Raw genomic sequence first — 21,079 nt, forward strand, 5'->3', positions numbered from 1 at the left:
CGTGATTGATAAATCCGCCTTTGTGCATCCAACCGCCATTGTGGAAGAGGGCGCGTCGATTGGCGCTAACGCTCACATTGGTCCTTTTTGTATCGTTGGACCCCATGTCGAAATTGGTGAGGGTACCGTACTGAAATCTCACGTTGTCGTGAATGGTCATACTAAAATTGGCCGCGATAATGAGATTTATCAGTTCGCCTCCATCGGCGAAGTTAACCAGGATCTGAAATATGCTGGCGAACCGACCCGTGTGGAAATCGGCGATCGTAACCGCATTCGCGAAAGCGTCACCATTCATCGTGGCACAGTCCAGGGCGGTGGATTGACGAAGGTGGGCAGCGACAACTTACTGATGATCAACGCGCACATTGCGCACGATTGTACGGTAGGTAACCGCTGTATTCTCGCCAACAACGCAACGCTGGCGGGTCACGTATCGGTTGACGACTTCGCGATTATCGGCGGCATGACCGCAGTCCATCAGTTCTGCATCATTGGTGCGCATGTGATGGTTGGCGGCTGCTCCGGTGTGGCGCAGGACGTCCCTCCTTATGTCATTGCGCAGGGTAACCACGCAACGCCGTTCGGTGTCAATATCGAAGGGCTGAAGCGCCGCGGATTCAGCCGTGAGGCGATTACCGCTATCCGCAATGCGTATAAGCTGATTTATCGCAGCGGTAAAACGCTCGATGAAGTGAAACCGGAAATTGCTGAACTGGCGGAAACATATCCGGAAGTGAAAGCCTTTACCGATTTCTTTGCACGCTCAACGCGCGGTCTGATTCGTTAATGACTGAACAGCGTCCATTAACAATTGCCCTGGTCGCCGGAGAAACCTCCGGCGATATCCTGGGGGCCGGTTTAATCCGCGCTCTGAAAGAACGTGTGCCCAACGCCCGCTTTGTTGGTGTTGCCGGGCCACGAATGCAGGCTGAAGGCTGCGAAGCCTGGTACGAAATGGAAGAGCTGGCGGTGATGGGCATTGTTGAAGTGCTCGGGCGTCTGCGTCGCTTACTGCATATTCGTGCCGATCTGACAACGCGTTTTGGCGAACTGAAGCCAGATGTTTTTGTCGGTATTGATGCGCCTGACTTCAATATTACTCTTGAAGGTAACCTCAAAAAGCAGGGTATCAAAACCATTCATTACGTCAGTCCGTCCGTCTGGGCGTGGCGACAGAAACGCGTTTTCAAAATAGGCAGAGCCACCGATCTGGTGCTCGCATTTCTGCCTTTCGAAAAAGCGTTTTATGACAAATACAACGTACCGTGCCGCTTTATCGGTCATACCATGGCTGATGCCATGCCATTAGATCCAGATAAAAATGGTGCCCGTGATGTACTGGGGATCCCTCACGATGCCCACTGTCTGGCATTGTTGCCGGGCAGCCGTGGTGCAGAAGTCGAAATGCTTAGTGCCGATTTCCTGAAAACGGCCCAGCTTTTGCGCCAGACATATCCGGATCTCGAAATCGTGGTGCCGCTGGTGAATGCCAAACGCCGCGAGCAGTTTGAACGCATCAAAGCTGAAGTTGCGCCAGACCTGTCGGTTCATATGCTGGATGGGATGGGCCGTGAGGCGATGGTCGCCAGTGATGCGGCACTACTGGCGTCGGGGACGGCAGCCCTGGAGTGCATGCTGGCGAAATGCCCGATGGTGGTGGGGTATCGCATGAAGCCTTTCACTTTCTGGTTGGCGAAGCGTCTGGTGAAAACTGATTATGTCTCGCTGCCAAATCTGCTGGCGGGCAGAGAGTTAGTCAAAGAGTTATTGCAGGAAGAGTGTGAGCCGCAAAAACTGGCTGCGGCGCTGTTACCGCTGTTGGCGAACGGGAAAACCAGCCACGCGATGCACGATACCTTCCGTGAACTGCATCAGCAGATCCGCTGCAATGCCGATGAGCAGGCGGCACAAGCCGTTCTGGAGTTAGCACAATGATCGAATTTGTTTATCCGCACACGCAGCTGGTTGCGGGTGTGGATGAAGTCGGACGCGGGCCGTTAGTTGGCGCGGTCGTCACCGCTGCGGTGATCCTTGACCCGGCGCGCCCGATTGCCGGGCTGAATGATTCCAAAAAGCTGAGCGAAAAACGCCGTCTGGCGCTCTGCGAAGAGATCAAAGAGAAAGCGTTGAGCTGGAGTCTGGGCCGCGCGGAACCCCACGAAATCGACGAACTGAACATTCTTCATGCGACCATGCTGGCGATGCAGCGTGCCGTCGCTGGGCTGCATATTACGCCGGAATATGTGTTGATTGATGGTAACCGCTGCCCGAAATTACCGATGCCTTCGATGGCAGTGGTGAAAGGCGATAGCCGCGTACCGGAAATCAGTGCCGCGTCTATCCTGGCGAAAGTGACGCGTGACGCCGAAATGGCGGCGCTGGATATTGTTTTCCCGCAATATGGTTTTGCCCAACACAAAGGGTATCCAACCGCTTTTCATCTGGAAAAACTGGCTGAACACGGCGCGACCGAACACCATCGGCGCAGCTTTGGGCCTGTCAAACGCGCACTGGGACTTGCGTCCTGATTCTTGTGTCGAGATTAAGTAAACCGGAATCTGAAGATGTCTGAACCACGTTTCGTACACCTGCGGGTGCACAGCGACTACTCGATGATCGATGGCCTGGCCAAAACCGCACCGCTGGTAAAAAAGGCGGCGGCGTTGGGTATGCCAGCACTGGCGATCACCGATTTCACCAACCTTTGCGGTCTGGTGAAGTTCTACGGAGCGGGACATGGCGCAGGGATTAAGCCCATCGTCGGGGCGGATTTTAACGTCCAGTGCGACCTGCTGGGTGATGAGTTAACCCACCTGACGGTGCTGGCGGCGAACAATACCGGCTATCAGAATCTGACGTTGCTGATCTCAAAAGCGTATCAGCGCGGGTACGGTGCCGCCGGGCCGATCATCGATCGCGACTGGCTTATCGAATTAAATGAAGGTTTGATCCTTCTTTCCGGCGGGCGCATGGGCGACGTCGGGCGCAGTCTTTTGCGTGGTAACAGCGCGCTGGTAGATGAGTGTGTCGCGTTTTATGAAGAACACTTCCCGGATCGCTATTTTCTCGAGCTGATCCGCACCGGAAGGCCGGACGAAGAAAGCTATCTGCACGCTGCGGTGGAACTGGCGGAAGCGCGCGGTTTGCCCGTCGTGGCGACCAACGACGTGCGCTTTATCGACAGCAGCGACTTTGACGCACACGAAATCCGCGTCGCAATCCACGACGGCTTTACCCTAGATGATCCTAAACGCCCGCGTAACTATTCGCCGCAGCAATATATGCGTAGCGAAGAGGAGATGTGCGAGCTGTTTGCCGACATCCCCGAAGCCCTTGCCAACACCGTTGAGATCGCCAAACGCTGTAACGTAACTGTGCGTCTTGGTGAATACTTCCTGCCGCAGTTCCCGACCGGGGACATGAGCACCGAAGATTATCTGGTCAAGCGTGCAAAAGAAGGCCTGGAAGAGCGTCTGGCCTTTTTATTCCCTGATGAGGAAGAACGTCTTAAGCGCCGCCCGGAATATGACGAACGTCTGGAGACTGAACTTCAGGTTATCAACCAGATGGGCTTCCCGGGCTACTTCCTCATCGTTATGGAATTTATCCAGTGGTCGAAAGATAACGGCGTACCGGTAGGGCCAGGCCGTGGCTCCGGTGCGGGTTCACTGGTGGCCTACGCGCTGAAAATCACCGACCTTGATCCGCTGGAATTTGACCTGCTGTTCGAACGTTTCCTTAACCCGGAACGTGTCTCCATGCCTGACTTTGACGTTGACTTCTGTATGGAGAAACGCGATCAGGTTATCGAACACGTGGCGGACATGTACGGTCGTGATGCGGTATCGCAGATCATCACCTTCGGTACGATGGCGGCGAAAGCGGTGATCCGCGACGTAGGTCGCGTGCTGGGGCATCCGTACGGCTTTGTCGATCGTATCTCGAAACTGATCCCGCCCGATCCGGGGATGACGCTGGCGAAAGCGTTTGAAGCCGAGCCGCAGCTGCCGGAAATCTACGAAGCGGATGAAGAAGTTAAGGCGCTGATCGACATGGCGCGCAAACTGGAAGGGGTCACCCGTAACGCCGGTAAGCACGCCGGTGGGGTGGTTATCGCACCGACCAAAATTACCGATTTTGCGCCGCTTTACTGCGATGAAGAGGGCAAACATCCGGTCACCCAGTTTGATAAAAGCGACGTTGAATACGCCGGACTGGTGAAGTTCGACTTCCTTGGTTTGCGTACGCTCACCATCATCAACTGGGCGCTGGAGATGATCAACAAGCGGCGGGCGAAGAATGGCGAGCCGCCGCTGGATATCGCCGCGATCCCGCTGGATGATAAGAAAAGCTTCGACATGCTGCAACGCTCGGAAACCACGGCGGTATTCCAGCTTGAATCGCGCGGTATGAAAGACCTGATCAAGCGTCTGCAACCTGACTGCTTCGAAGATATGATCGCACTGGTGGCACTGTTCCGCCCTGGTCCGTTGCAGTCAGGGATGGTGGATAACTTTATCGACCGTAAACATGGTCGCGAAGAGATCTCCTATCCGGACGTACAGTGGCAGCATGAAAGCCTGAAACCGGTACTGGAGCCAACCTACGGCATCATCCTGTATCAGGAACAGGTCATGCAGATTGCGCAGGTGCTTTCTGGTTATACCCTCGGTGGCGCGGATATGCTGCGTCGTGCGATGGGTAAGAAAAAGCCGGAAGAGATGGCTAAGCAGCGTTCTGTATTTGCTGAAGGTGCAGAAAAGAACGGAATCAACGCCGAACTGGCGATGAAAATCTTCGACCTGGTGGAGAAATTCGCTGGTTACGGATTTAACAAATCGCACTCTGCGGCCTATGCTTTGGTGTCATATCAAACGTTATGGCTGAAAGCGCACTATCCGGCGGAGTTTATGGCGGCGGTAATGACCGCCGATATGGACAACACCGAGAAGGTGGTGGGCTTGGTGGATGAGTGCTGGCGGATGGGGCTGAAAATCCTGCCGCCGGATATAAACTCCGGTCTTTACCATTTCCACGTCAACGACGACGGCGAAATCGTGTATGGTATTGGCGCGATCAAAGGGGTCGGTGAAGGTCCGATTGAGGCCATCATCGAAGCCCGCAATAAAGGCGGCTACTTCCGCGAACTGTTTGATCTCTGCGCCCGAACCGACACCAAAAAGTTAAACCGGCGGGTGCTGGAAAAACTGATCATGTCCGGGGCGTTTGACCGTCTTGGGCCACACCGCGCGGCGCTGATGAACTCGCTGGGCGATGCGTTAAAAGCGGCAGATCAACACGCGAAAGCGGAAGCTATCGGTCAGGCCGATATGTTCGGCGTGCTGGCCGAAGAGCCGGAACAAATTGAACAATCCTACGCCAGCTGCCAACCGTGGCCGGAGCAGGTGGTGTTAGATGGGGAACGTGAAACGTTAGGTCTGTACCTGACGGGACACCCTATCAACCAGTATTTAAAAGAGATTGAGCGTTATGTCGGAGGCGTAAGGCTGAAAGACATGCACCCGACAGAACGTGGTAAAGTCATCACGGCTGCGGGGCTCGTTGTTGCCGCGCGGGTTATGGTCACCAAGCGCGGCAATCGTATCGGTATCTGCACGCTGGATGACCGTTCCGGGCGGCTGGAAGTGATGTTGTTTACTGACGCCCTGGATAAATACCAGCAATTGCTGGAAAAAGACCGCATACTTATCGTCAGCGGACAGGTCAGCTTTGATGACTTCAGCGGTGGGCTTAAAATGACCGCTCGCGAAGTGATGGATATTGACGAAGCCCGGGAAAAATATGCTCGCGGGCTTGCTATCTCGCTGACGGACAGGCAAATTGATGACCAGCTTTTAAACCGACTCCGTCAGTCTCTGGAACCCCACCGCTCTGGGACAATTCCAGTACATCTCTACTATCAGAGGGCGGATGCACGCGCGCGGTTGCGTTTTGGCGCGACGTGGCGTGTCTCTCCGAGCGATCGTTTATTAAACGATCTCCGTGGCCTCATTGGTTCGGAGCAGGTGGAACTGGAGTTTGACTAATACAGGAATACTATGAGTCTGAATTTCCTTGATTTTGAACAGCCGATTGCAGAGCTGGAAGCGAAAATCGATTCTCTGACTGCGGTTAGCCGTCAGGATGAGAAACTGGATATTAACATCGATGAAGAAGTGCATCGTCTGCGTGAAAAAAGCGTAGAACTGACGCGTAAAATCTTCGCCGATCTCGGTGCATGGCAGATTGCGCAACTGGCACGCCATCCACAGCGTCCTTATACCCTGGATTACGTTCGCCTGGCATTTGATGAATTTGACGAACTGGCTGGCGACCGCGCGTATGCAGACGATAAAGCTATCGTCGGTGGTATCGCCCGTCTCGATGGTCGTCCGGTGATGATCATTGGTCATCAAAAAGGTCGTGAAACCAAAGAAAAAATTCGCCGTAACTTTGGTATGCCAGCGCCAGAAGGTTACCGCAAAGCACTGCGTCTGATGCAAATGGCTGAACGCTTTAAGATGCCAATCATCACCTTTATCGACACCCCGGGGGCTTATCCGGGCGTGGGCGCAGAAGAGCGCGGTCAGTCTGAAGCCATTGCACGCAACCTGCGTGAAATGTCTCGCCTTAGCGTACCGACTATTTGTACCGTTATCGGTGAAGGTGGTTCTGGCGGCGCGCTGGCGATTGGCGTGGGCGATAAAGTGAATATGCTGCAATACAGCACCTATTCCGTTATCTCGCCGGAAGGTTGTGCGTCCATTCTGTGGAAGAGCGCCGACAAAGCGCCGCTGGCGGCTGAAGCGATGGGTATCATCGCTCCGCGTCTGAAAGAGCTGAAACTGATCGACTCCATCATCCCGGAACCGCTGGGCGGCGCTCATCGTAACCCGGAAGCGATGGCTGCATCGTTGAAAGCGCAACTGCTGGCGGATCTGGCCGATCTCGACGTGTTAAGCACTGAAGATTTAAAAAATCGTCGTTATCAGCGCCTGATGAGCTACGGTTACGCATAATTCGCAAAAGTTCTGAAAAAGGGTCACTTCGGTGGCCCTTTTTTATCGCCACGGTTTGAGCAGGCTATGATTAAGGAAGGATTTTCCAGGAGGAACACATGAACATCATTGCCATTATGGGACCGCATGGCGTCTTTTATAAAGATGAGCCCATCAAAGAACTGGAGTCGGCGCTGGTGGCGCAAGGCTTTCAGATTATCTGGCCACAAAACAGCGTTGATTTGCTGAAATTTATCGAACATAACCCTCGAATTTGCGGCGTGATTTTTGACTGGGATGAGTACAGTCTCGATTTATGTAGCGATATCAATCAGCTTAATGAATATCTCCCGCTTTATGCCTTCATCAACACCCACTCGACGATGGATGTCAGCGTGCAGGATATGCGGATGGCGCTCTGGTTTTTTGAATATGCGCTGGGGCAGGCGGAAGATATCGCCATTCGTATGCGTCAGTACACCAACGAATATCTTGATAACATTACACCGCCGTTCACGAAAGCCTTGTTTACCTACGTCAAAGAGCGGAAGTACACCTTTTGTACGCCGGGTCATATGGGCGGCACCGCATATCAAAAAAGCCCGGTTGGCTGTCTGTTTTATGATTTTTTCGGCGGGAATACTCTTAAGGCTGATGTCTCTATTTCGGTTACCGAGCTTGGTTCGTTGCTCGACCACACCGGGCCACACCTGGAAGCAGAAGAGTACATCGCGCGGACTTTTGACGCGGAACAGAGTTATATCGTTACCAACGGAACATCGACGTCGAACAAAATTGTGGGTATGTACGCCGCGCCGTCCGGCAGTACGCTGTTAATTGACCGCAATTGTCATAAATCGCTGGCGCATCTGTTGATGATGAACGATGTAGTGCCAGTCTGGCTGAAACCGACGCGTAATGCGTTGGGGATTCTTGGTGGGATCCCGCGCCGTGAATTTTCTCGCGACAGTATCGAAGAGAAAGTCGCTGCCACCACGCAAGCACAATGGCCGGTTCATGCGGTGATCACCAACTCAACCTATGATGGCTTGCTCTACAACACCGACTGGATCAAACAGACGCTGGATGTCCCTTCGATCCACTTCGATTCCGCCTGGGTGCCGTACACCCATTTTCATCCGATCTACCAGGGTAAAAGTGGTATGAGCGGCGAGCGCGTTGCGGGAAAAGTGATCTTCGAAACGCAATCGACCCACAAAATGCTGGCGGCGTTATCGCAGGCTTCGCTGATCCACATTAAAGGTGAGTATGACGAAGAGGCGTTTAACGAAGCCTTTATGATGCATACCACCACCTCGCCCAGTTATCCCATTGTTGCTTCGGTTGAGACGGCGGCGGCGATGCTGCGTGGTAATCCAGGCAAACGGCTGATTAACCGTTCAGTAGAACGAGCTCTGCATTTTCGCAAAGAGGTCCAGCGGCTGCGGGAAGAGTCTGACGGCTGGTTTTTTGATATCTGGCAACCGCCGCAGGTGGATGAAGCCGAATGCTGGCCCGTTGCGCCAGGCGAACGGTGGCACGGCTTTAACGATGCGGATGCCGATCATATGTTTCTCGATCCGGTTAAAGTCACTATTTTGACACCGGGGATGGACGAGCAGGGCAATATGAGCGAGGAGGGGATCCCGGCGGCGCTGGTGGCAAAATTCCTCGACGAACGTGGGATCGTAGTAGAGAAAACCGGCCCGTATAACCTGCTGTTTCTTTTTAGTATTGGCATCGATAAAACCAAGGTAATGGGATTATTGCGTGGGTTGACGGAATTCAAACGCTCTTACGATCTCAACCTGCGGATCAAAAATATGCTACCCGATCTCTATGCAGAAGATCCCGATTTCTACCGCAATATGCGTATTCAGGATCTGGCGCAAGGGATCCATAAGCTGATTCGTAAACACGATCTTCCCGGTTTGATGTTGCGGGCATTCGATACCTTGCCGGAGATGATCATGACGCCACATCAGGCATGGCAGAGGCAGATTAAAGGCGAAGTAGAAACCATTGCGCTAGAACAACTGGTTGGTAGGGTGTCGGCAAATATGATCCTGCCTTATCCACCGGGCGTACCGCTGCTGATGCCAGGAGAAATGCTGACCAAAGAGAGCCGCACAGTACTCGATTTTCTGCTGATGCTTTGTTCCGTAGGGCAACATTACCCCGGTTTTGAAACGGATATTCACGGCGCGAAACAGGACGAAGACGGCGTTTACCGCGTACGAGTCCTAAAAATGGCGGGATAACTTGCCAGAGCGGCTTCCGGGCGAGTAACGTGCTGTTAACAAATAAAGGAGACGTTATGCTGGGTTTAAAACAGGTTCACCATATTGCGATTATTGCGACGGATTATGCGGTGAGCAAAGCTTTCTACTGCGATATTCTTGGTTTCACGCTGCAAAGCGAAGTCTATCGCGAAGCGCGCGACTCGTGGAAAGGGGATTTGGCGCTTAATGGGCAATATGTGATTGAGCTTTTCTCATTTCCGTTCCCGCCGGAGCGCCCCAGCCGACCGGAAGCTTGCGGCCTGCGTCATCTGGCTTTTAGCGTTGATGATATCGATGCGGCAGTGGCGCACCTTGAAAGCCATAACGTGAAGTGTGAAGCCATCCGTGTCGATCCATACACGCAAAAACGCTTCACGTTCTTTAACGATCCGGACGGGCTGCCGTTGGAACTGTATGAGCAGTAAGGCTTGTCATCGCCGCATTTGCCCGGTAACGTGCCGGGCATTGCTACTGTAAAATCGCACCATCATGACACTCACGCTCAATAGACAACTTCTCACCTCACGCCAGATTCTGGTGGCCTTTAGCGGCGGGCTTGACTCTACCGTTCTGCTGCATCAGTTGGTGCAGTGGCGGGCGGAAAATCCGGGCGTCACTCTGCGCGCTATCCATGTGCATCACGGTTTAAGTGCCAATGCCGACGCCTGGGTTAGGCATTGCGAGAACATCTGCCAACAATGGCAGGTGCCGCTGGTGGTCGAGCGCGTGCAACTTGCGCAAGAGGGGCTAGGTATTGAGGCCCAGGCGCGGCAGGCACGTTATCAGGCATTTGCCCGCACCTTGTTGCCCGGTGAAGTGCTGGTTACAGCGCAACATCTCGACGATCAATGTGAAACCTTTCTGCTGGCGCTAAAACGCGGTAGCGGCCCTGCCGGGCTTTCGGCTATGGCGGAAGTTTCGGAGTTTGCCGGAACACGGCTTATCCGCCCGTTGCTTGCCCGCACGCGGGGGGAACTGGAGCAGTGGGCGTTGGCGCATGGTTTACGCTGGATTGAAGACGAAAGTAATCAGGATGATAGCTACGATCGTAACTTCCTGCGCCTGCGCGTGGTGCCGTTATTGCAGCAGCGTTGGCCGCATTTTGCCGAAGCAACGGCCCGCAGCGCTGCGCTTTGCGCTGAACAAGAGAGCCTGTTAGATGAACTGCTGGCGGATGATATAGCGCACTGTCAAACGTCGCAGGGGACGCTGCAGATTGCGCCAATGCTGGCGATGAGTGATGCCCGCCGCGCGGCGATTATCCGCCGCTGGCTGGCAGGGAAGAATGCACCGATGCCTTCCCGCGACGCGTTGGTGAGGATCTGGCAGGAAGTGGCGCTGGCGCGGGAAGATGCTTCCCCCTGTTTACGCCTGGGCGCGTTTGAAATCCGCCGCTATCAGTCGCAACTGTGGTGGATTAAATCCGTTGCCGGGCAAAGCGAAACCATTGTGCCGTGGCAGACGTGGCTACAACCGCTGGAATTACCGGCGGGGCTGGGAAGTGTACAGCTTACTGCGGGAGGCGATATTCGCCCTCCTCGTGCAGACGAAGCGGTCAGCGTGCGTTTCAAAGCGCCAGGATTGCTGCATATTATCGGGCGCAACGGCGGACGTAAGCTGAAGAAAATCTGGCAGGAGCTGGGCGTGCCGCCGTGGCTACGTGACACCACGCCACTGCTGTTTTATGGCGAAACGTTGATTGCGGCGGCAGGGGTATTTATGACGCAAGAAGGTGTGGCTGAAGGTGAGAATGGCGTAAGTTTTATCTGGAATAGAACGCTTAGTTAAGTGAAAGCCGGATAAGACGCTTCAAACGTCGCATCCGGCGAAAGTCAATCAGGACTCGCTCACCACCACCGTACCGATTTCCGGGTGGCTAAAGCTGGTAATTTTATCCAGACGCAGCTCGCGGGTTGCACCAGCGGCCTCGACGACCAGATACTCCACATTTTTGCGGGAGACTAAATCGCTGGCCTTCGCCTGCAATTTTTCGCCATCTTTCAGCTCAAGTGTCAGCATTAAATGATGCTGGCAGGCGAGCTCAAGATTATCGTAATCATCACAATTGATTGGTTGATACGTATCATTCATTGACATAATCGCTCACCAGTAAGTTTGCCGCAGCGTATGCTGCTTTTTCCCTGACAGCCTCAGAAAGGGCGTCGTCGGCAGCCATTTCATTCAGCACTTTCAAAACGCAGCCCAGCGCGTCCGGAACGTATCCTAAGTCTCCGCTGGCGATTTCCGCGTACCGCTTGCGTATTAACTCACAATATTTTTCCACATGCCCTCCTGTCAGCACTCTGACTTAACCGTGGATGCAAGTCTAAGCCTACGAAGATAAACTCTGTTTCGCAAGGTGACTATACCACACTCATTTCTGCAATATCAGCGCCGCAACTGCACGTATTCCGTTACAATGGCCTCCTGATTCGAAAGGAGTTTTCTTATGGCGCTTAAAGCGACAATTTATAAAGCGACGGTTAATGTGGCCGATGTCGACCGCAACCAGTTTCTCGATGCCTCTCTGACGCTGGCGCGCCACCCTTCAGAAACCCAGGAGCGCATGATGCTGCGCCTGCTGGCGTGGCTGAAATATGCTGATGAACGTCTGCAATTTACCCGTGGTTTGTGTGCCGATGATGAGCCGGAAGCGTGGCTGCGTAACGATCATTTGGGCATTGATTTGTGGATCGAGCTGGGGCTGCCGGATGAGCGACGGATTAAGAAAGCCTGCACCCAGGCCGCAGAAGTGGCGCTGTTTGCCTATAATAGTCGGGCGGCGCAAATCTGGTGGCAGCAAAATCAGAGCAAATGCGCGCAGTTTTCCAATCTTTCCATCTGGTATCTGGACGATGAACAACTGGCGAAAGTAAGCGCCTTTGCCGATCGTACCATGACGCTGCAGGCAACGATTCAGGATGGCGTGATCTGGTTATCGGATGATAAGAATAATCTGGAAGTGAACTTAACCGCTTGGCAACAACCTTCATGATTGTGATTTCCCGACATGTTGCTATCCCCGATGGTGAGCTTGAGATCACCGCCATTCGTGCGCAGGGCGCGGGCGGGCAGCATGTTAATAAGACCTCAACGGCTATTCATCTGCGTTTTGACATTCGGGCGTCCAGCCTGCCAGAGTATTACAAAGAACGTCTGCTCGCCGCCAGCCATCACTTGATCAGCAGTGATGGGGTGATTGTCATTAAGGCACAGGAATACCGCAGTCAGGAACTGAACCGCGAAGCGGCTCTGGCCCGGCTGGTGGCAGTGATTAAAGATTTAACAACAGAACAAAAAGCCCGACGACCCACGCGGCCCACCCGCGCATCAAAAGAGCGCAGGCTGGCATCGAAAGCACAAAAATCAAGCGTGAAGGCGATGCGCGGCAAAGTGCGCAGCGGTCGGGAATAAAAAGAAGGAATGGATGGTGAAAAAAGCGATAGTGACAGCGATGGCTGTAATCAGCCTCTTTACTCTGATGGGATGTAATAATCGGGCCGAAGTCGATACGCTTTCTCCGGCACAGGCTGCCGAACTGAAACCGATGCCGCAAAGTTGGCGCGGCGTGCTGCCGTGTGCTGATTGCGAAGGAATCGAAACCTCTCTGTTCCTCGAAAAAGACGGAACCTGGGTGATGAATGAGCGCTATCTTGGTGCGCGTGAAGAGCCTTCCTCTTTCGCTTCCTACGGTACATGGGCGCGAACCGCTGACAAGCTGGTATTAACCGACAGCAAAGGTGAAAAGTCATATTATCGGGCGAAAGGAGATGCGCTGGAGATGCTCGATCGTGAAGGTAATCCGATTGAATCGCAGTTCAACTATACGCTGGAACCGGCACAATCCAGTTTACCCATGACGCCGATGACCCTGCGGGGCATGTATTTTTATATGGCTGATGCGGCGACCTTCACTGATTGCGCGACCGGAAAACGTTTTATGGTAGCGAATAATGCAGAGCTGGAGCGTAGCTACCTGGCTGCGCGCGGTAACAGTGAAAAACCGATGTTACTGTCAGTAGAAGGTCACTTTACGCTTGAGGCTAATCCGGATACCGGTGCGCCAACCAAAGTATTAGCGCCCGATACGGCAGGTAAATTTTACCCGAACCAGGATTGCAGTAGTTTGGGGCAGTAATTGAAAGCCGGAGCATTCTCCGGCTTTCATCACTGAGTCAGTCCAACAAAGCGACCCGCCTTGATATAAATCCCTGGCTTCAGGTGCCCAACATACTGTAACTGCGTTTCTGGTTTAAACGCAGAGATATCGCCAGTACGCATATGCATCAGATCGGCAGGGCTAATCCAGCCTGATTGCGCCAGCGTAAGCGGATGCCCGGCTTTGGCAAATGCATCAGTGACAAATTCCGAACAAAACCACGATTTTTTGTCTCCTTCGCCCACACCGCTTAACTGCGCTTTCGCCAGGCCGCTGACGCACTGTTGGCGAAAATCCTCGGAGAACGGATTCAGTGAGCACATCTGGCGAGTCACCATAAAGGGAATAAATTCGACAATGCCGCGATAGTTGTAACCGCTATCTTTAATTTTGTTGGCGAACGCGGTGATTTCTGTGGCTTGTTGCGGGGTAAGATCCGGTACTCGTAAGACGAAAAGCTTATCACTATGCTTCATGGCTTTTTTAAGGGAAACAATCTGGACGCCAGCACCTGTCGCTTCTGCAACGTTATTATCACCCAGATAGATTGCAACGTGACTCACAGAGGAAGTGCTGAAGACGCGGATTCCAAATGAGGTTACCCCAAGGCTTGAGGAGAACAGCAAATCGCCGGGTTTGAGATCAGGTTCCGTTATTTCTTTTATTGATTGTTCGGTGAAAGAGCTTTGATGCTGGAATTTGACTGCCCATGTTTTCGCCCCGGCATCTACCGCTGTGGCTGATGAGTCTGGCTGGCTGATATCTACGGTACAGGCCGAAAGGAAAAGAAAGCTGGGGAGAAGCAGGCGGCAATGCGCCTTTGGTTTATCCATTTTATACAATCCATGTAAAAAAGGGCCCTGAAATTCAGGACCCTTTCTGGCATCAGCCTTTAATCTGTTTCACCAGATAATCGACGATGTCACCTGTCTTAATTAACTGTTTCTCGCCGTTACGACGATATTTGTATTCGATATCGTCGTTGTCGAGGTTACGGTCGCCCAGCACAATAGTGTGCGGAATACCGATCAGTTCCATATCAGCAAACATCACGCCCGGACGCTCTTTGCGGTCATCCAGCAGCACTTCGATACCTTGTGCACGCAGTTCGCTGTACAGTTTCTCGGCCAGTTCCTGTACGCGGAAGGATTTGTGCATGTTCATCGGCAGAATCGCCACCTGGAACGGCGCGATAGCGTCAGGCCATACGATGCCGCGTTCGTCGTAGTTCTGCTCAATCGCCGCAGCTACTACACGCGTTACCCCGATACCGTAGCAACCCATCGTCAGGATTTGGTTACGACCATCTTCACCCTGTACGGAGGCTTTCAGTGCTTCGGAGTACTTGGTACCCAGCTGGAAGATGTGACCAACTTCGATACCACGTTTGATCAGCAGTGTACCCTGGCCATCCGGGCTTGGATCGCCCGCCACCACGTTACGGATATCAGCAATTTCTGGGGTAGCGACATCGCGATCCCAGTTGATGCCGAAGTAGTGTTTACCATCGATGTTAGCACCAGCAGCGAAATCACTCATCGCTGCAACGGTACGGTCAATCACCACCGGAATCGGCATGTTTACCGGACCCAGTGAACCCGGACCGGCTTTAACCACGGCACGAATTTCTTCTTCAGTCGCAAAAGTCAGCGGGCTTGCAACCTGCGGCAGTTTTTCTGCTTTAACTTCGTTCAGCTCGTGGTCACCACGCACCAGCAGCGCAACTAGCGGGAAGCTACTGCCTTCAACCGCTTTAACCAGCAGAGTTTTCACCGTTTTCTCAATCGGCAGATTGAACTGTTCAACCAGTTCCGCGATGGTTTTCGCGTTCGGCGTATCAACCAGCGTCATTTCCTGGGTAGCAGCAGCGCGCGGTTCTTTCGGCGCGATAGCTTCTGCCAGTTCAATGTTCGCTGCATAGTCAGAGGTGTCGGAGAAGACCACATCGTCTTCACCGCTCTGCGCCAGCACCTGGAATTCGTGAGAGGCGCTACCGCCGATAGAACCGGTGTCGGCCTGTACGGCGCGGAAATCCAGCCCCATGCGGCTGAAGATTTTGCTGTAGGCCGCATACATTGCATCGTAGGTTTCCTGCAGGGATTCCTGAGAAGTATGGAAAGAGTAAGCATCTTTCATCAGGAATTCGCGGGAACGCATGACGCCGAAACGCGGACGCACTTCGTCGCGGAACTTGGTCTGGATCTGATAGAAGTTCAGCGGCAGCTGTTTGTAAGAGCTCAGCTCGTTACGAATCAGGTCTGTAATAACTTCTTCATGAGTTGGGCCGAGTACGAACGGACGCTCGCCACGGTCAACAAAACGCAGCAGTTCCGGACCGTACTGTTCCCAACGACCACTCTCTTGCCACAAATCGGCTGGCTGAACCACCGGCATCGACACCTCGATCGCACCGGCGTTGTTCATCTCTTCACGCACGATGTTTTCGACTTTTTTCAGAACGCGCACGCCGGTCGGCAGCCAGGTATATAACCCGGAGGCCAGCTTGCGGATCATCCCGGCGCGCAGCATCAGCTGATGGCTGATCACCTCGGCGTCGGCAGGTGTCTCCTTGAGAGTGGAGAGCAGGTATTGGCTAGTACGCATGTTGTTACGGTTCCAGTTGGAAGGTAGAACAGGCTCAAGGCGAGCCTGGGACAAAAAAAGTGATTTAGTTTACCAGTGCAAAAGAAATGTCAAAAGAGAAGGGAGCGAATTTAACGCAGTTCCAGCGCAAAGACTTCAAAACCTGCGTCGGTGACGCGCCAGCGAACGTTAAAATCATGCAGCCAGACGGCATAGGTTTTGCCCGTTTCCTCACCTTTACGATAGGCCGGGCGCGGGTCCTGCGCCAGTACTTCGCGGATAAACAGCGTTAACTGCGGATAACGCTTCTCTAGCGTCAAAAGCTGCTTTTCGACCTCTGCGGTAAAGCTCACCGCCATCTCTGCCGCTGGCGCACTTTGCGCATAGCTGGCACTGGCATCGGGAAGCGATTCGGCAAAGGGGAGATACGGTTTGATATCCACCACCGGCGTCCCATCTACCAGATCCAGACTGCCGAGCTTCAGAATCACGCTGTCTTTATAGCAAACAACCTCTTTCAGCTCTACCAGCGACATACCAATCGGGTTAGGGCGGAAAGTGGAGCGCGTAGCGAAAACACCCATTCTGGCATTACCGCCGAGGCGCGGTGGACGCACAGTCGGACGCCAGCCGCCTTCCATCGTTTGATGAAAGACGAAAAGGATCCATAAATGGCTGAACGCTTCCAGGCCGCGAACGGCGTCGGCCTGGTTGTAGGGAGCAATGAGATGCAGTTCGCCGTTGGCGCTTTTTACCAGACCTGGCTGGCGCGGAACGGCGAATTTTTCTTTATAGGGCGAGCGAATAATGCCTATTTGCTCGAACTGGAAACTGCTCATTTCGCCGTAATGTTAAGCGCAGAACCGATACATACAGCCTGACGATAGCAGCCTGGCGTACCGCTGGTGACTTCGCAGCTATGCAGTAATACCGCATTGGCCTTCATTTTCGAGGCGTTAATTTGCATCCGCTTGCGTGCGGTTGGAATGCTCGGCGGAGAGTCCTGATTGGAGGCCTGGCAAGAATCGCCACTGACTTCACCGAGATCGCGGAACGGTTTGCCGACTAATTCTTCTGCATTGGTATAAATTCGGACCGGCGTGGCGCGCGGCGCTTTCGGTTTTGCAGGCTCCGCTTTCGGCTGGGGTGCAGTGCTTTGAACGGGTTCGACAGGGGATCTGCTTAACATGGAACAGCCGCTTAGCATGAGTGCTACTAAACAGATCGGTAAAGCACGCATAGTATTTCCTCAATGTATGATCAAAACGTCAATATTGAATCAGGAGCTTGTAAAAATGACAAGACGGGCAAGCGCCCGTCCTGAATGATATTACAAATTGTGGAAACAGCCTAAAAATTACCAGCCTTTAACAGCGCCGCCGTTAAACACTTTGTTTGCTGCTTCGTAAACTTCGTCAGACTGATAAGCCTGGACGAATTTCTTCACGTTCTCGGCGTCTTTGTTATCTTCACGCGTCACGATCAGGTTTACATACGGGGAGTCTTTATCTTCGACAAAGATACCGTCTTTCGCCGGAGTCAGGCCAATCTGGCTGGCATAGGTGGTGTTAATAACTGCCAGAGCGATTTGCGCGTCGTCCAGAGAGCGCGGCAGCTGCGGTGCTTCCAGCTCAACAATTTTCAGATTTTTTGGGTTCTCAACAACATCAAGAACGGTCGGCAGCAGGCCAACACCATCTTTCAGTTTGATCAAGCCCACTTTTTGCAGCAGCAGCAGAGAACGGCCAAGGTTAGTTGGGTCGTTTGGCACGGCAACCTGCGAACCATCCTGCAGTTCATCCAGTGATTTGATTTTCTTGGAGTAACCAGCAATCGGATAAACAAAAGTGTTGCCTACTGCGACCAGTTTGTAGCCACGATCTTTCAGTTGCTGATCAAGGTACGGTTTATGCTGGAAGGCGTTGGCGTCGATATCGCCTTTGCTCAATGCCTCGTTTGGCAGAACATAGTCGTTGAAGGTTACCAGCTCAACGTCCAGACCATATTTGTCTTTCGCAACTTTCTGCGCGACTTCTGCAACCTGCTGTTCGGCACCAACAATCACGCCGACTTTAATGTGGTTTGGATCTTTTTCATCCTGACCGCAGCCTACCAGTGCCAGTGATCCAATCAGGGCTCCCACTGCCGCAAAGGTTTTGAATTTGAACGCCATACCTTATTCCTTCTTCAATTATTTATGTTGTGTTGAACGTTACTTGCGAGTGACAGCCCGGACGATGCGGTCGCCTGCGAACTGAATTAAATAAACCAGAATGACCAGCAATACCAGTACCGTATTCATCACCGTCGCGTTGTAGCCGATGTAGCCATACTGATAGCCAATCTGACCTAAACCACCGGCACCGACTGCACCACCCATCGCGGAATAACCGACCAGGGTAATCAGGGTGATAGTTGCCGCATTCACCAGACCCGGCAACGCTTCCGGTAACAGCACTTTACGGACGATCTGCATTGGCGTGGCACCCATTGCGCGGGAAGCTTCAATTAACCCGGTTGGGATCTCCAGCAGAGCGTTCTCGACCATACGGGCAATAAACGGTGCTGCACCAACGGTTAACGGAACAATCGCTGCCTGCAAACCAATCGATGTACCGACAATAACTCGGGTAAACGGAATCATCCATACCAGCAAGATAATGAACGGGATAGAACGGAAAATGTTCACAATCGCAGAAACGGTACGATACAGCTTCGCGTTAGCAATAATTTGCCCCGGACGCGTGACATAAAGCAGGACGCCAACCGGCAGACCAATCACAAACCCAAAAAATCCGGATACGAAGGTCATTGCCAGCGTTTCCCATACGCCACGAACCAGCAGCCACATCATCGGCTCAGACATAACCCAGTACCTCTACTTTTACATGGTGTTCCTGCAGCCAGGCAATGGCGGCTTGCGTATCTTGTTGTGTGCCGTGCATTTCAGTCAGCATGATGCCGAACTTAACGCCACCGGCGTAATCCATCTGCGCGCTAATAATGTTGTTGTTGACGTTGAAACGACGCGCGGTTTCAGAAAGCAGTGGGGCATCGACCGATTGACCGGTAAACTCCAGACGCAGCATCGGCACGCAGTCAGTGAATGGCTCCGCTTGCAGACGTTCCTGGTAATCTTCCGGGATATCCAGATGCAGGGTCGACTGAATAAACTTCTGCGCCAGCGGCGTTTTCGGATGCGAGAACACTTCACTTACCGTGTCCTGCTCGATCAGTTCGCCATTGCTGATGACCGCCACGCAATCACAAATGCGCTTCACAACGTCCATTTCGTGGGTGATCAACAGAATCGTCAAACCCAGACGGCGGTTGATGTCTTTCAGCAGTTCGAGAATAGAACGTGTCGTTGCCGGATCCAGCGCGCTGGTGGCCTCATCACACAGCAATACTTTGGGATTGCTGGCTAACGCACGGGCAATCGCCACACGCTGTTTCTGCCCACCGGAAAGATTCGACGGGTAGCTATCATGCTTATCGCCAAGACCAACCAATGACAGCAATTCCGTCACGCGACGTTTGATCTCATCTTTCGGTGTGTTGTCCAGCTCCAGCGGCAGAGCCACGTTGCCAAAAACAGTACGCGAAGAGAGCAGGTTAAAATGCTGGAAAATCATACCAATCTGGCGGCGAGCTTTGGTCAGCTCGGATTCTGACAGCGTGGTCAGTTCCTGGCCATCGACCAGCACGCTACCCTCGGTTGGGCGCTCCAGCAGGTTTACACAACGTATAAGCGTACTCTTACCCGCGCCAGAGGCACCGATAACGCCATAAATTTGTCCAGCTGGCACATGCAGGCTGACGTTGTTCAACGCCTGGATGGTGCGGGTGCCCTGGTGGAACACTTTGGTGATATTCGAAAGTTTTATCATTGATTATTTATTATCGTCATTAAGTTAGTCGTGGCATTTCGAATGCCTGGAACGGGCAACGCCGTCAATGAAATGGATGTTAAGGCATCCAGACGTCTAAATCAATCAGGTTTATGCGAAGAGCACTTTCTTGCTGGTCGAAACATGCGATACTAGCGTCACATGCCTTATTAAGGAGCTATAAAAGGTGGCGAAGAGCGTACCCGCAATTTTTCTTGACCGTGATGGCACCATTAATGTCGATCACGGCTATGTCCATGAGATCGACAACTTTGAATTTATCGACGGTGTTATTGACGCCATGCGCGAGCTAAAAAAAATGGGCTTTGCGCTGGTGGTAGTCACCAACCAGTCTGGCATTGCTCGCGGTAAATTTACTGAAGCACAGTTTGAAACGCTGACCGAGTGGATGGACTGGTCGCTGGCGGACCGAGATGTCGATCTGGATGGTATCTATTATTGCCCGCATCATCCGCAGGGTAGTGTTGAAGAGTTTCGCCAGGTCTGCGACTGCCGCAAACCACATCCGGGGATGCTTTTGTCAGCACGCGATTATTTGCATATTGATATGGCCGCTTCTTATATGGTGGGCGATAAATTAGAAGATATGCAGGCAGCAGCTGCGGCGAACGTGGGAACAAAAGTGCTGGTGCGTACGGGTAAACCTGTTACGCCTGAAGCAGAAAACGCGGCGGATTGGGTGTTAAATAGCCTGGCAGACCTGCCGCAAGCGATAAAAAAGCAGCAAAAACCGGCGTAATGATTAAAAGATGAGCGGTTGAAATAAAAATGCATTTTTCCGCTTGTCTTCCTGAGCCGACTCCCTATAATGCGCCTCCATCGACACGGCAGATGTGAATCACTTCACACAAACAGCCGGTTCGGTTGAAGAGAAAAATCCTGAAATTCAGGGTTGACTCTGAAAGAGGAAAGCGTAATATACGCCACCTCGCGACAGTGAGCTGAAAGCTGCGTCGCAACTGCTCTTTAACAATTTATCAGACAATCTGTGTGGGCACTCGAAGATACGGATTCTTAACGTCGCAAGACGAAAAATGAATACCAAGTCTCAAGAGTGAACACGTAATTCATTACGAAGTTTAATTCTTTGAGCATCAAACTTTTAAATTGAAGAGTTTGATCATGGCTCAGATTGAACGCTGG

General features: G+C 52.7%; 21 protein-coding genes. 12 read left to right on the forward strand and 9 right to left on the reverse strand.

Annotated elements, in window-relative coordinates; genetic code table 11:
* Nucleotide 1: 1 nt before the first annotated feature.
* The 8 genes from lpxA to tilS all read left to right on the forward strand — a co-directional run bounded on the left by lpxA (nucleotide 2) and on the right by tilS (nucleotide 11,071).
* Entirely contained in the window at nucleotides 2–790 is a 789-nt protein-coding gene (gene lpxA, locus ACJHXB_RS05145) for an acyl-ACP--UDP-N-acetylglucosamine O-acyltransferase (protein ID WP_000565966.1), read from the forward strand.
* Nucleotides 790–1,938 (forward strand): lipid-A-disaccharide synthase, encoded by a 1,149-nt coding sequence (gene lpxB, locus ACJHXB_RS05150; RefSeq protein ID WP_000139686.1) that lies wholly within the window; start codon nucleotides 790–792, stop codon nucleotides 1,936–1,938. The genes lpxA and lpxB overlap by 1 nt, the downstream gene beginning before the upstream one ends.
* Nucleotides 1,935–2,531, forward strand: a complete 597-nt coding sequence (gene rnhB / locus ACJHXB_RS05155; protein WP_000569428.1) for a ribonuclease HII — start codon at nucleotides 1,935–1,937, stop codon at nucleotides 2,529–2,531. The genes lpxB and rnhB overlap by 4 nt, the downstream gene beginning before the upstream one ends.
* A gap of 36 nt (nucleotides 2,532–2,567) precedes the next feature.
* The gene (dnaE, locus tag ACJHXB_RS05160; RefSeq protein WP_001294757.1) at nucleotides 2,568–6,050 is read left to right on the forward strand and encodes a DNA polymerase III subunit alpha; all 3,483 of its coding nucleotides are present in this window, start codon (nucleotides 2,568–2,570) and stop codon (nucleotides 6,048–6,050) included.
* A 12-nt stretch (nucleotides 6,051–6,062) separates the two neighbouring features.
* Nucleotides 6,063–7,022 (forward strand): acetyl-CoA carboxylase carboxyl transferase subunit alpha, encoded by a 960-nt coding sequence (gene accA / locus ACJHXB_RS05165; protein WP_000055746.1) that lies wholly within the window; start codon nucleotides 6,063–6,065, stop codon nucleotides 7,020–7,022.
* Nucleotides 7,023–7,120: 98 nt separating this feature from the next.
* Entirely contained in the window at nucleotides 7,121–9,262 is a 2,142-nt protein-coding gene (gene ldcC / locus ACJHXB_RS05170; protein ID WP_001020990.1) for a lysine decarboxylase LdcC, read from the forward strand.
* A 56-nt stretch (nucleotides 9,263–9,318) separates the two neighbouring features.
* Nucleotides 9,319–9,708, forward strand: coding sequence for a VOC family protein (locus ACJHXB_RS05175; RefSeq protein ID WP_000901098.1), 390 nt, complete (start codon nucleotides 9,319–9,321; stop codon nucleotides 9,706–9,708).
* 64 nt (nucleotides 9,709–9,772) lie between these two features.
* Entirely contained in the window at nucleotides 9,773–11,071 is a 1,299-nt protein-coding gene (gene tilS, locus ACJHXB_RS05180; RefSeq protein WP_000176528.1) for a tRNA lysidine(34) synthetase TilS, read from the forward strand.
* 48 nt (nucleotides 11,072–11,119) lie between these two features.
* Here tilS and rof read toward each other — a convergent pair whose 3' ends face one another.
* Together rof and ACJHXB_RS05190 are read right to left on the reverse strand one after the other, a co-directional pair.
* Nucleotides 11,120–11,380: a Rho-binding antiterminator gene (gene rof, locus ACJHXB_RS05185; protein ID WP_000062311.1), complete on the reverse strand. Its 261-nt coding sequence runs from the start codon at nucleotides 11,378–11,380 to the stop codon at nucleotides 11,120–11,122.
* Entirely contained in the window at nucleotides 11,367–11,567 is a 201-nt protein-coding gene (locus tag ACJHXB_RS05190; RefSeq protein WP_000417058.1) for a YaeP family protein, read from the reverse strand. Before ACJHXB_RS05190 ends, rof begins: the two co-directional genes overlap by 14 nt.
* Nucleotides 11,568–11,732: 165 nt before the next feature.
* Here ACJHXB_RS05190 and ACJHXB_RS05195 point away from each other — a divergent pair, with 165 nt between their 5' ends.
* The 3 genes from ACJHXB_RS05195 to nlpE are packed head-to-tail and all read left to right on the forward strand — an operon-like array spanning nucleotide 11,733 to nucleotide 13,421.
* Nucleotides 11,733–12,278: a YaeQ family protein gene (locus ACJHXB_RS05195; protein ID WP_001185309.1), complete on the forward strand. Its 546-nt coding sequence runs from the start codon at nucleotides 11,733–11,735 to the stop codon at nucleotides 12,276–12,278.
* Nucleotides 12,275–12,697, forward strand: a complete 423-nt coding sequence (arfB, locus tag ACJHXB_RS05200; protein ID WP_000635545.1) for an alternative ribosome rescue aminoacyl-tRNA hydrolase ArfB — start codon at nucleotides 12,275–12,277, stop codon at nucleotides 12,695–12,697. Before ACJHXB_RS05195 ends, arfB begins: the two co-directional genes overlap by 4 nt.
* A 13-nt stretch (nucleotides 12,698–12,710) precedes the next feature.
* The gene (gene nlpE, locus ACJHXB_RS05205; RefSeq protein WP_000239194.1) at nucleotides 12,711–13,421 is read left to right on the forward strand and encodes an envelope stress response activation lipoprotein NlpE; all 711 of its coding nucleotides are present in this window, start codon (nucleotides 12,711–12,713) and stop codon (nucleotides 13,419–13,421) included.
* A gap of 29 nt (nucleotides 13,422–13,450) precedes the next feature.
* On the opposite strand, the gene ACJHXB_RS05210 is transcribed toward nlpE, so the two are convergent.
* From ACJHXB_RS05210 to metN, 7 genes are all read right to left on the reverse strand, one after another.
* Nucleotides 13,451–14,275, reverse strand: a complete 825-nt coding sequence (locus ACJHXB_RS05210; RefSeq protein ID WP_001469015.1) for a YaeF family permuted papain-like enzyme — start codon at nucleotides 14,273–14,275, stop codon at nucleotides 13,451–13,453.
* A gap of 52 nt (nucleotides 14,276–14,327) precedes the next feature.
* Nucleotides 14,328–16,046, reverse strand: a complete 1,719-nt coding sequence (gene proS / locus ACJHXB_RS05215; protein WP_001260707.1) for a proline--tRNA ligase — start codon at nucleotides 16,044–16,046, stop codon at nucleotides 14,328–14,330.
* Between the two features lie 110 nt (nucleotides 16,047–16,156).
* On the reverse strand, nucleotides 16,157–16,864 hold the full coding sequence (tsaA, locus tag ACJHXB_RS05220) for a tRNA (N6-threonylcarbamoyladenosine(37)-N6)-methyltransferase TrmO (protein ID WP_000093980.1): 708 nt from the start codon (nucleotides 16,862–16,864) through the stop codon (nucleotides 16,157–16,159).
* Nucleotides 16,861–17,265, reverse strand: coding sequence for an Rcs stress response system protein RcsF (gene rcsF / locus ACJHXB_RS05225; RefSeq protein WP_001202329.1), 405 nt, complete (start codon nucleotides 17,263–17,265; stop codon nucleotides 16,861–16,863). The genes tsaA and rcsF overlap by 4 nt, the downstream gene beginning before the upstream one ends.
* A gap of 117 nt (nucleotides 17,266–17,382) precedes the next feature.
* Nucleotides 17,383–18,198, reverse strand: a complete 816-nt coding sequence (gene metQ / locus ACJHXB_RS05230; protein ID WP_000874224.1) for a methionine ABC transporter substrate-binding lipoprotein MetQ — start codon at nucleotides 18,196–18,198, stop codon at nucleotides 17,383–17,385.
* Nucleotides 18,199–18,237: 39 nt separating this feature from the next.
* The gene (locus ACJHXB_RS05235) at nucleotides 18,238–18,891 is read right to left on the reverse strand and encodes a methionine ABC transporter permease MetI (RefSeq protein WP_001294600.1); all 654 of its coding nucleotides are present in this window, start codon (nucleotides 18,889–18,891) and stop codon (nucleotides 18,238–18,240) included.
* Nucleotides 18,884–19,915, reverse strand: coding sequence for a methionine ABC transporter ATP-binding protein MetN (metN, locus tag ACJHXB_RS05240; protein ID WP_000593994.1), 1,032 nt, complete (start codon nucleotides 19,913–19,915; stop codon nucleotides 18,884–18,886). Before metN ends, ACJHXB_RS05235 begins: the two co-directional genes overlap by 8 nt.
* 187 nt (nucleotides 19,916–20,102) lie before the next feature.
* Between metN and gmhB the strand changes: the two genes are divergently transcribed.
* The gene (gene gmhB, locus ACJHXB_RS05245; protein ID WP_001140178.1) at nucleotides 20,103–20,675 is read left to right on the forward strand and encodes a D-glycero-beta-D-manno-heptose 1,7-bisphosphate 7-phosphatase; all 573 of its coding nucleotides are present in this window, start codon (nucleotides 20,103–20,105) and stop codon (nucleotides 20,673–20,675) included.
* Nucleotides 20,676–21,079: the final 404 nt, after the last annotated feature.

Origin of the sequence: Escherichia sp. WS3227_2 (genome assembly GCF_046486495.1) — a bacterium.
Classification (GTDB): Bacteria; Pseudomonadota; Gammaproteobacteria; order Enterobacterales; family Enterobacteriaceae; genus Escherichia; species Escherichia coli.